Consider the following 11,755-nt stretch of genomic DNA (forward strand, 5'->3'; position numbering starts at 1 on the left):
CCCCCGGCAGCCCCCGCACGCCCGCGAGCGCCGCGCCCATGCGCCCGCACGGCCACGCGCCACGCCACGGGTCCCGAAACCCGCAGCAGCCACACCAGCACGCGCTCACACGCCCACGAGGCGGCAACGACCAGCACGGTCCACGCCAGCAGATCAGCCGTCTCAATCAAAAGCTTCGCCTGATAGATGCGCTCACCCACGGTGCCCACCGCCATGCCGATGAGCTCGGCTGCCACGCCGGCCTTCCAGCTCATGCCGATCATGGCACGGGCGCACGAAAGCACAAACGGCAGTACCTCGCGCCAGGTATGGGCGCAAAACAGGCGCCAGCCGCGCACGCCATGCAGGCGGAACATCTGCTCCAGCGGCTTATCCACTTGTGCCAAGCCCTCGGCCAGCGAAAAATACACGCCTGGCAGCGCCATCAAAAAAACTGCCGCGATGCTCACGCGCGCCGACCCCAGCCAGATAAGCAACAGGACCACCACGCAGGCGACTGGCGTCGCCTTTACAAACGAAAGCGCCGGCGCCACCAGGTGCGCAAACGCCCGCGACCGTGATGAAATCCCGGCAAGTACGCCACCAAACACCGCGGCAAGCGCCAGCCCGCCCAGTATCCGCGCGCCCGAGCCCGCCAAAATCGCCCAGGTACCGCCATCGCACACCAGACGCAGCAGCGCCAAGGCAACCGCACCCGGCCCCGGCAAAATCAACGGCTGCGCCACCAGCGCCGCCACCAGCATCCACGCGGCAAGCCAAAAGGCGGCGACGGCACCTACTGCCGCCACCGCCTTCATACGCTCTGTCATTTGTCGAGCAAACGCACGCACGGGCTACTCCAAGTAGTAGAAATCGTCAGCCGGAAGTTTACCGCCCACGGCGCTCGCGTCCGCGTCGGACAGCACCTGCAGATACCCGCTAAGTGCCGCCTTCATATCCTTGCCCGCCTGGCAGACAAGCATGCACCCGGGAATCGCCTTCTCGGCGATCTTGGCGTTGTCCACGATGCCGGCATCGACCACGGCCTGCGCCCAGTCTGCCGGCGCCGCATTGACGGCCTTCACGCTCGCCTCATGGCAGCTCAAGAACTCCGCCACGGCCTCGGGATGTTCCTCGGCAAACGCGCGGCGCACCACGGTCACACCCGTCAGCAGGCGCGATCCCGTGTCACCCGCCAGCTCGTCCCACACATCGGTCAGGCTCACCGGCGCCGACAGCTTGCCCTCGCTCTTGGCGATGGCCGCCGTCTTGAACGGCTCCGGCAGCACGCCCACGGCGGACGGGTCGGCAAGCAGGGCCGACAGCACTTCGGTGGGCTCGCTCTTAAACTCGAGCGTCACCTGGCCGGTCAGGCCCGCGCGCTCCAGCAGGTAGTTCATGACGTACTCCGGCGTGGTGCCCTTGCCCGTCATATAGACGGTATGGCCCGCCAGATCGCCAAACGAGGCCACACTCGCATCGCCTGTCACCACATTCAGCACGCCCAGCGTGTTGATGTCGATGACCTGCACCGCGCCCTCGGTCTTGTTGTAGAGCACGCTCGCCACGTTGGCGGGCACCAGGGCAATGTCGATATCGCCCTGAATGACCTTGGGCACAATCTCGTCGGCGGCAGTGTTAATCGCAAAGTCGAACTCATTGTCCGTCTCGCCATCGGCCGCCCGGTCCATAAACTGCACCAGACCGATCGAGGTCGGCCCCTTGAGCGAGGCGACGTGTACCTTGACCGGCTCTGCAGCAGCACCGCCCGCAGCAGACCCGGCAGCCGAGCCCGCGGCGGACCCGGCACCGGCAGCCCCGCCGCCACAGCCCGCAAGCGCAAGCGACAAGGCGCCCGCGGCGAGCACCGAGGCAAACCCCCGGCGCGACATCTCAAAATCAAACGCGCGCATCGCTAGCACGTCCCCTCGTTGGGCATCGTCCATGCTTGATGGTCGGTATGCAGCAGCTCCTCGGCCAGCGGCGAGAACGGCTCGCCCAAGAACTCGCGGTAGCACGCTTGGACATCGGGATTCTCGTGCGAGAAGCGAATGTCCGCAGCGGCATCCAGGCCCCACAGCACCTGGCCGCGCTCGGCTGCCAGCTCGCAGCCGTCGTGGATGGGCTGACCGCCGCCACCGACGCAGCCGCCCGGGCACGCCATGACCTCGACGAAGTCATAGCTCGCACGGCCGTCGCGAATCGCATCGAGCAGGCGGGCGGCGTTACCCAGCCCGTGCGCCACGGCGACGCGCACCTTGGTGCCATCGATATCGGCCATGGCTTCCTTCCAACCGTCGAGCCCACGCATCTCGGTAAAGAAGTCGGCATCGGGATTCTTGCCCGTCACCAGGTAATATGCCGAGCGCACGGCGGCCTCCATCACGCCGCCCGTGGCGCCAAAGATCACACCCGCGCCCGTGCCAAAGCCCAGCGGCGTATCGAGCGGCTCCTCGACCAGCGTGCCGACGCTCACGTGGCTTGCGCGGATCATGCGTACCATCTCGCGCACCGTCAGCGCAACGTCCACGTCGGGCGCGCCGTCCTCGCCCACCATGCTCGGCAGCGCGCACTCGGCCTTTTTGGCGGTGCACGGCATCACGGACACCACAAACAGGCGCTCGGGCTCCACGCCCAGAACCTTGGCGTAATAAGTCTTGGCGACAGCGCCAAACATCTGCTGCGGCGACTTGGACGTGGACAGGCTGTCAACAAACTCCGGATAGCGCGCCTTCACAAAGCGCACCCAGCCCGGGCAGCAGCTCGTGAACATGGGCCAGCCGCGGCTGTCGCCCTCGCCCTTGGCGGCCTTACTCAGGCGCTCGAGCAGCTCGGAGCCCTCCTCCATAATGGTGAGGTCGGCCGAGAAATCGGTGTCGAACACGTACTCAAAGCCCACGCGGCGCAATGCGCAGGCCAGGCGCTCAACGGTGGCCTGCTCGCGCGGAATGCCGAGCTCCTCGCCCCAAGCGGTGCGCACGGCTGGCGCGATCTGCACCAGCACGATCTTGTCGGGATCAGCGAGAGCGTCGAACACGGCCTCGGTGTCATCGCGCTCGCGCAGCGCGCCCGTGGGGCAATGCGTGATGCACTGGCCGCATGCGACGCAGTCGGTCTTGCCGATCGGCGCGCGCCCGCGGGTGCCCACGGCGGTGTGCGTGGCGCGGTTGGTCAGGTCCCAAATCCCCAAGCCCTGGACGCTCTCGCACACCTTGATGCAGCGCATGCATTTAATGCACTTGTCGTTGTCGCGGATGATGGGAAAGTCGAAGTCCCAGCCCTCGCGCGCCAGGTGCTGCTCGTACGGCAGATAGAAGATGCCCAGGTCGTTGGCGATGGTCTGCAGGTTGCAGTTACCACTGCGCACGCAGCTCGTACAGCGCGAGTCGTGCTGGGACAGCAGCAGCTGCACGTTGGTGCGACGCGCCTCGCGGGCCTTGGGGCTGTTGGTGTGGACCACCATGCCGTCGAGTACGTAGTTGTTGCAGGCGGCAACCAGCTGGTCGCAGCCCTCAACCTCGACCACGCACACGCGGCAGCCGCCGATCTCGTTCAGATCGCGCTGGTAGCAAAGGGTGGGAATCTGGATGCCGACGGACTTGGCCGCATCTAGGATCGTGGTGCGCTCGGGCACCACGACTTCACAGTTATCGATAATGAGCCTGACCATGTTGTGCGCCCCGTTCTCGGTGTTGTCGCTGACGGTGGTTTTGTTAGGCTCTACCATTCCAGGTTCCTCCCTCCGCGGAACGCGCCAAAGCCAAAGTGGTCGCAACGCAGGCAGCGGCTTGCCTCCTGGCGTGCCTCCTCCTCGGTAAGGCCCTGCTCGACCAGATTCCAATCGTGGATGCGCTCGCCGGCCTCGCGCTCGCCCAGCTCGCAGCGGCCGCACTCGTGCTTACCCTTAAACTGGACGGTCGGCAGTTCGACCTCGAGTTTGATCTTGTGATCAAAGCCCAGGTAGCGGTCGATGTTTGCCGAGGCCACGCGGCCGGCGTTGATAGCGCGGATAACGGTGGCGGGGCCGGTCTGGCAGTCGCCGCCGCTAAAGAGACCATCGAAGTTGGGCACGGCGCCGTCCGAATCGGTGACGACGCAGCCCCACTTGCAGGCAATGCCCATCTCCTCAAACGGCTTGGAATCGATGTCCTGGCCAATCGCCACAAACACGCGCTCGCAGGGGATGACGCGCTCTGGCGTAGCGGCGGCACGCGGGGCCGGACGCCCACGACGGGGCTCGCCGATGATCTGCGGCTGCACGCGCAGGCCACTCACGCGACCTTCCTCGCCCGTCTCGATAGCGAGCGGGGCGGTCAACTCCAGCACCTCGCAGCCCTCGGCCTGGGCGCCGGCGATCTCGGCGTCCTGGGCCGTCATGTCGCAGATGCGGCGGCGGTAGACGATGCTCACCTTCTCGGCACCGCAGCGCACGGCAGAGCGGGCCACGTCCATGGCAACGTTGCCGCCACCGATGACGCACACGCGCTGACCGCTCAGGTCGGGCAGCTCGTCGTCGCCGATGGCGCGCAGCATCTTGACGGCCGACTCAACGCCGGGCGCCTCTTCGCCCGGAAGGCCGAGCTTCTTGTCGTTGTGGGCACCGATGGCCAGGTAGACGGCATCGTACTCGTCACGCAGGCGGGCGAGCTCCTCGCCGCGCACAGAGTGGTCGAGCTCCACGTCGATGCCGGCGCTCAAGATCCAGTCGATCTCGGCCTGCAGGCGCTCGCGCGGCAGACGATAGCTGGGGGTGCCGTAGCGCAGCATGCCGCCCAGGTGGTGACGCTGCTCAAAGATGGTCACCTTGTGGCCCATCACGGCCAGGTAGTAGGCGCAGGAGAGGCCGGCCGGGCCGCCGCCGACCACAGCGACACGCTTGCCGGTATTGTCCACGACATGCGGCTTGTGGTCGTTGAGGTCACTATGCTCGACGGCAAAACGCTTGAGGGCGAGGATGTTCATGGGGTCGTCGACCATGCCGCGGCGGCAGTGCATCTCGCAGGGATGCTCGCACACCAGGCCGCAGACGAGCGGCAGCGGGTTGTTCTTGCGGATGACCTTGACGGCATCGGCATAGCGGCCGGCCTCGACGAGCGAAATGTACCCGGGGATGTCGACGTGCGCCGGGCAGCCCGAGACGCACGGAACGCGCGCCTCGCGATCAAAGCCGCAGGAATGCTCGCGAATGTGATGCTCAAAGTCGTCGCGGAAACCGCGGATAGCCGTAAGCGCCATGGCGCCGGCCTCGTAACCGATGGCGCAGTCGCTCGAAAGGTAGATGGTGCGGGCCGTGCGCTCAATCAGGTTGAGCGTGGACTCATCGGCGCGCCCTTCGAGCACATCGGCGAGCAGGTCGCTCAGCGCACTCAGGCCCACGCGGCAGGGCGTGCACTTGCCGCAGCTCTGGGTGGAGCACAGGTTAACGAGCGCTGCCGTAAACTCAACGGGACACGGGGCGAGCGAACTCACCGCCAGACGGCGTCCGAGTGCATCGTGCAGGTCATCCATGACGGCCTGAGCGTGGCTGCGTTCCATTACGTGCAGTCGAGCCATAAGATCCCCTCTCACATGGCAGCCCGGAGGCGAGGCCGGGCGAAGTTGCTACACGCACAACACTGGCCTATAAAGTTGTTTGGCAGCGACACGGTTCGGCAGGCGGTATGAAATGTCACCCTCGGCGGTGAAATAGAACATTACCGCAGATAAATGCCATATTTGGTAAAACGCGTTACCAAATGACAATGCCCCGCCCACGCAATCACGTGGACGGGGCATTGCTCCAGGTATGCGGCCAGCGACCCTGTTGCTTTTACTTAAGCTCGGGCCAGTAACCCTTGTTGGCCTCGATCATGTCGTCGAGAACTTCCTTGGCAACCTTCATCGAAGGCACGGTCTTGTTGAGCGTAAAGGCCTTGAGCGCCTTCTCGTAAGAACCCTCGATCGTAGCCTCGACCACGAGCTTCTCGGAGTTCAGCTGCTGCATCATGAGGCCCTGCTGGAACAGAGGAATGTTGTCGCGGCTGATGACCTCGGGGCCATTCTTGCCAATGTAGGCAGGCAGCTCGACCATAGCGTCGTAGGGCATGTTGGGGATAGCGCCCTTGTTCTCGCAAATGACCAGGAAGCGCTGCTTGGTGTCGTTCTTCAGAGCGATAGCCAAATCGGCAATCCAGTCGCCGTGGCTGCCCGCATAGAACGTGCTCTCGTCGATCTCGTCCGTCTTCTCGTAGTGGTCGATGCCGTCGAAGAGGTTCTTCTCACGCGTCTCCTCAACCTCGTTAGCACGGGTGCGCTCGGGGTTGGAATGCTCGACGAACTCCTTCTGCTGCAGGTAGTAGTTCAGATACGTGTTGGGCAGGTACTCCGGGAAGCACTCCATGATCTCGTACTCGCCCTTCCAGACGTAGTACCAGCTGCCCTTGGTGTGGCGGTTCTGCTCGGGGTGCTCGTCAGTGGCCTCCTCGGGCTTCTTTGCCATGAGCGAGCCCATGCCCTTGAGGTAGGAGTCGGGCAGCAGAATCTCATGCTCCTTGATGTACTCGCGCAGCTGCGGGAGCACCTCCTCGCCCTTGTGGCGGATCGAGGTGAACCAACCAAAGTGGTTGAGGCCAAAGTAATCGTACTCGACATCCTTCTTGTCGATATCGAGTGCGGCGCAAACCACGTCGATGATCGCGATCGGCATGTCGCAGATGTTGATGATGCGAGCGTTGGGACGCAGCACGCGGCAGCCCTCGGACACGATGGCAGCAGGGTTGGAGTAGTTGAGAATCCAGTAGTCCTTCTTAGCGTACTTCTCAACGTCATCGATCAGCTCGACCATGGGGAAGATGGTGCGCATGCCGTAGGCAAGGCCGCCGCAACCGCAGGTCTCCTGGCCCACGCAGCCGTGACGCAGCGGAATCTTCTCGTCCTGCTCGCGCATGGCGTAGCCGCCCACGCGCATCTGGGCAAACACGAAGCTCGCGTCGGTAAAAGCCGTCTTTTTGTCGGTGGTCACCGTGAGCTTGATGTCCAGGCCAAGGTCCTCGTGCAGAATCCAGTCCACGAGCACGCCGATCTTGCGCTGGCGCTCCTCGTTGATGTCGTACAGACGAATCTCGTCAACGTCGAGCTCGTCCTTGCGCAGAGCGATGGACTTGACGATGCCGGGGGTAAAGGTGGATCCGCCACCACACAGAGTAATGATCATTGTTTACTGCTCCTTCTCAATTGCGTTTTCGACCTTGTCGCGCATCTCGGCAACCTTCATGCCAAAGATGATCTGGATATTGTTGCCGTTGCGGTTGATGCCGCTGTTGGGCACGTGGTTGATGAGGCTCTCATCGATGAGGTCCGGGTTCTTAACGTTCACGCGGAGACGCGTAAAGCAGTTCTCGAGCTCCTCGATGTTGTCCTTGCCGCCAAGACCTGCGACCAGGTCGGCAATACCTGCATCGACGCCCTCTGCGGGAGCTGCGGCAACAGCGCCCTGCTTCACCGCGACAGACGCGGCGGCCTCGCCCTCGGCAACGGACTCGGCGAGCTCGGACTCCTCCTCGCGGCCAGGCGTGTGGAGATTGAGCTTCTTAATAAGGAAGGTGAAGAGGAAGAAGTACAGAGCGGCGTTGACGACTCCGAGCACGAGCATCATCGGCCAGTTGGTCTTATCGACACCAAGAACCAGGTTGGAAACCACGATGTTGATGATGCCGCCTGCAGTCGAAGCGGGCACGGAGAGGACCTTGAGCAGGACCAGGAAGATACCGGAAAGAACCGAGTGAACGACAAAGAGCACGGGAGCGGCAAAGACAAAGAGGAAGTCCATGGGCTCGGTGACACAGGAGAGCACGGCGGTGATGATCAGCGGGATGATAACGGCCTTGGTCTTATCCTTGTTCCCCTTGTAAGCGGTGAAGATAAAGGCGAGACCGATACCGATGTAGGGCCACAGGTTGTTGAAGGTGTAGCTGTTGAAGTAGGTGCTATCGGAGAAGGGCTGGCCCGTCATTGCCATCTCGGCGACACGGATGGGATAGGCGCCGGCGATAACCTGATCGCCCAGCGTCAGGGTGCCACCCACATCGGAGAACTGGAACGGGGTGTAGATGAGGTGGTGCAGACCGGTAGGAACGAGCAGCTTGTTGAGCATGCCGTAGATGAACAGACCGATGTTGCCCGACTCCTTAATGATGCCGGCAACGGAGGAGATGGCACCCTGAACCGGAGGCCAAACGATGCAGAAGCCAGCACCCATGATCCAGGAAATGATGATCATGATCAGGAACGGAAAACGAACGCCCGAGAACATCGAAAGGGCAATGGGGAACTGCTTGTTCGAGTACTTGTTGAACACGGCACCGGTGATGCAACCAAGAATGATGCCGCCAAACACGCCGGTGTCGAGCACCTGAATGCCCATAACGGTGGCCTGGCCGGTTCCGGTAAGGCCGAGCATGCCGCTCGCTTCGGCAAGAGAGCCGGTGGCGTTGAGCACGATGTTGTTAGCCTGCAGGAACAGGAAGAACGACATCAGGGCGATCAGCGAAGCATGGCCCTTGTTCTTCTTTGCCATGGCGCCGGCGATGCCCACGCAGAACAGAATCGAGAGGTTGTTGATGATAAACATCAGCGACTGATAGACAACGGCGCCCACAAGCTGGAACGGACCGGAGCCCAGTACGGGGATCAAGGCGCAAATGGTCTTGTTGGTCAGAATAATGCCCACGATGAGCAGAATGCCGGCAACCGAGAGATACATCATCGGCTGAACGATTGACTTCGCGAACACCTCCAACGGCGCTTTGAAATTGAACTTCTTTTTTGCGGTCATAGCGGTACTCCCCTTCCTTTTCCGCAAATTAAGACAGATGTGCCCTGGACAAGGCCATAAGCCCTGCCTCATATCAATCGATGTGTGGGCACGTTATGCCTAGAGACCAGGTTCTCCAAGCAGGTTAACAATGTGGTAAGCGAGATAACTCTTCTCGGCATTGGTAACGACAACGTTATAGGTAGACGACAAGTGGGCGGCTATGGCGTCCGCGCACGAGAATGCGCACGGGTACACCGTTTCATCGATTCGGAACAGCGCGTCACCATTGATTTGCCCGGCCGCAGGATCGAGCGCTCGCTGCGCGAAAAACTGCAGGTGACGAACGAAACGTTCGTAAGGCAGCGAGGTGTCATCGAGGGTCGTGGCATAGCGCTCGGAAACAATCGCGAGCACGTCGCGAACAAGCTGGACCGAGATGATGAGACGGTCGGAGCGTTGCGGCATGGTGGCGTTGACGATATGCAGCGTAATAAAACCCTGCTCTTCTTCGCTCATCTGGAAGCCCATATACTCCTTGACAATCTGCAGCGCACGGCCCGCAAGCGCATACTCCTTGCGATAGAACTGCTGGATCTCGAGCAGCAACGGATTCTCGCAGGAGACGCCCTTGCGCTCGCGCTCCAAAGCAAGGCTGATATGGTCTACAAGAGCAATGAGAATCTTGTCGTTGACATCAACATTGAGCTCTCGACGGAGCATCTGAACAATGTCCTCGGCAATCACGAGGTTGACGGTGGGAATGGACTCCAAAAGATGTGCCAAGCGGTCAATCGTACGCGAATCCTGAGAAGTGCCCTCCTGCAGCGCATAGGTCTTTTCGACCGATGCTTCATCGATAGCGTCGCCGGCATGACGGCCAAAGCAGAGGCCTCGACCGATGACAATGAGCTCGGAGCCATCGTCCGAAGTGACCATTGCGACGTTATTGTTGAAAACTCGCTTGATAACCACGGTACCCACCACAAGAATTTACTCGGAAAGCCAGACGACAGGCTCTTTAACAGCAACAGGGCCGGAAGCGTGCTCACGAAGAGTCGAGTTCTCCGAACGCTCGCACACGATAACGAAGACCGTGGGATCGAAGCCGGCGGCGCGGACCGCGTCGAAATCGACCTCGACGAGGGGCTGGCCCGCGTCGACATGGTCACCCTGAGCAACAAGCGCATGGAAGCCCTTGCCCTCAAGTTTAACAGTGTCGATTCCGATATGCAGCATCACCTGAGCAGAGCTGTCGTCGGACATGATGCCCAGCGCGTGCTCAGTCGGAAACAACGCCGCGACGGTGCCGGAAACAGGAGCGCACACCGTTCCCTCTTGGGGAACCACGGCAACGCCATCGCCCACGGCGCGGCTGCTAAAAGCGGGGTCATTGGTTTTTTCCAGATGAACAAGCTCGCCGGAAACGGGAGCGAGGATTTCGAACTCGGAAGATGCAGTCTTCTGCTCATCCGAACCGCCCATCAGGCGAGAAAAGAAACCCATGGTGGCATGTCCCTTCATAAATATAGCCCAACCAAAATCAAGCGAATGCGTCCATAGAGACACATCCGTTCAAAGACTTTGGTTAGGCCCACGTCCGAGGGACTCGGTAACCTTCCGCATTTCTTTTTACGGGAGCTATTGTAGACAAGCCCAAAGCCAGAACAATCATTATGACCGGTGAGCGGTATTTTTTCTTCGATAAACGGTATTTAAGCGGCACTTAGGGACGTTCCTTTTCTGCCGGCACCCAGGGGCGCTCCTCACTCTGGTGCATTGGGGACAGGTTTGTTTGCACCAGGTTGGTGCAGATTAACCTGGCCCCATTGCACCAATTTCGTATACGCTAGACAAAGAGCTCGCATTCCTTCCGCACGACGCAAACCTTGCTCAGCATCTGAGAAACAGCGGATAGCTTGTTGGGATCAAGCATACGAGCGCCTCGCGGGCATACGGCAATGCAGCGCATGCAGGAGATGCACGCCTCGCCAGCTGCTCGTTTGGGGTCACCCTTGTCGATAGCACAAACGGGGCACGCCGCGGCGCATGCACCGCAGGAGACGCAATCCTCTGTTGCCTCAGGTGCCATGCGGTGACCTCTGGCTTGTTTATAAGGACGATTGCCGGGAATAGAGGGCTCGGATGTATCCTCAGCCAACAGCTTTTGCTGAATTTGCTGCGCAAACTCTGCGAGCTGCGCCGCATCCTGCGCATCCGGACGACCGGCAGCAAACTGTCGCGCAATGGAATGTTCTGCAATGGCTGCAACTGCCGCGATTACCCGGAATCCCGCATGCTCCGCAACGTCCTCCAGCTCTACGAGCGTGTCCTCAAACGCGCGGTTTCCGTAGACGCACACCAGAACGGCCCGCGCTCCGTTGCCGTGAACCATGTTCAGTCGGTCGACCGCCACGGCAGGGACTCTGCCGGCATACGCTGGCACGGAGATAACAGCCACGTCGTCCTTCGTCATCGAGACCTCGTGGAAATCCAACCCGCTATCGGTCAGATCGACGGTAACGGTCTTTTTGTCCAGCGCTCCAGCCACAAGGCCAGACACCTTCTGCGTTCCACCCGTCGGACTAAACACAATTTCGAATACGCTCATCTAGACACCCTCCCCCTACGCCTGGCAACGCGTCAAGCCGTTTTCACATTCAGACAGAGTATACGGCACGTAGGGTCCCCGTTTTAATGCACCAAGCACCCCAATGCACCCGCCCTACGCTGTCTGCCTCTTCGTTTTGTATAAATTACGGTACAGATTGTATATATTTACGGGATACCGCCGTGTTCTCCCGAGGTACCCCATCCTGGCCCGTGCAAAAAACGGAGTATTCTGCAACGTGACCGCGCCAGCACCGCCGCGGGTGGGCAAAACTGTAGGGCGCCGTATCATTTTAAGTCCCGACATGGCTAGAATAACGCGTCCCTGCTGGTAGCGCGCAGAGATGTGGTGTAAGAGGCGGGGAATGCCCCGCC

9 protein-coding genes are annotated in these 11,755 nt (G+C 61.2%); all 9 read right to left on the bottom strand.

Annotated features, from left to right (window positions below; all coding sequences use genetic code 11):
- Positions 1–788: ABC transporter permease (locus tag DWW12_RS09330; protein WP_158564438.1), on the bottom strand; the 788-nt coding region annotated here is incomplete at its 3' end.
- A gap of 45 nt (positions 789–833) precedes the next feature.
- Positions 834–1,892 carry an ABC transporter substrate-binding protein gene (locus tag DWW12_RS09335; protein ID WP_117855796.1) on the bottom strand — a complete coding sequence of 353 codons (1,059 nt, stop codon included), beginning with the start codon at positions 1,890–1,892 and terminating at the stop codon, positions 834–836.
- A gap of 2 nt (positions 1,893–1,894) precedes the next feature.
- Positions 1,895–3,649: a [FeFe] hydrogenase, group A gene (locus DWW12_RS09340; protein ID WP_117855802.1), complete on the bottom strand. Its 1,755-nt coding sequence runs from the start codon at positions 3,647–3,649 to the stop codon at positions 1,895–1,897.
- A gap of 50 nt (positions 3,650–3,699) precedes the next feature.
- Positions 3,700–5,532, bottom strand: a complete 1,833-nt coding sequence (locus tag DWW12_RS09345) for an NAD(P)-binding protein (protein WP_117855797.1) — start codon at positions 5,530–5,532, stop codon at positions 3,700–3,702.
- A 256-nt stretch (positions 5,533–5,788) separates the two neighbouring features.
- Positions 5,789–7,171, bottom strand: coding sequence for a 6-phospho-alpha-glucosidase (locus DWW12_RS09350; protein ID WP_117855798.1), 1,383 nt, complete (start codon positions 7,169–7,171; stop codon positions 5,789–5,791).
- A 3-nt stretch (positions 7,172–7,174) separates the two neighbouring features.
- A complete protein-coding gene (locus DWW12_RS09355; protein ID WP_117855799.1) occupies positions 7,175–8,791 on the bottom strand; it encodes a PTS transporter subunit EIIC in 1,617 nt (538 codons plus the stop codon).
- Between the two features lie 99 nt (positions 8,792–8,890).
- Positions 8,891–9,745 (bottom strand): PRD domain-containing protein, encoded by an 855-nt coding sequence (locus tag DWW12_RS09360; protein ID WP_233544289.1) that lies wholly within the window; start codon positions 9,743–9,745, stop codon positions 8,891–8,893.
- Between the two features lie 18 nt (positions 9,746–9,763).
- Positions 9,764–10,276, bottom strand: a complete 513-nt coding sequence (locus DWW12_RS09365) for a PTS glucose transporter subunit IIA (protein WP_158558588.1) — start codon at positions 10,274–10,276, stop codon at positions 9,764–9,766.
- 343 nt (positions 10,277–10,619) lie between these two features.
- Positions 10,620–11,381, bottom strand: a complete 762-nt coding sequence (locus DWW12_RS09370; protein ID WP_117855800.1) for a 4Fe-4S dicluster domain-containing protein — start codon at positions 11,379–11,381, stop codon at positions 10,620–10,622.
- Positions 11,382–11,755: the final 374 nt, after the last annotated feature.

Origin of the sequence: Collinsella sp. AF14-35 (assembly GCF_003464565.1) — a bacterium.
GTDB lineage: Bacteria > Actinomycetota > Coriobacteriia > Coriobacteriales > Coriobacteriaceae > Collinsella.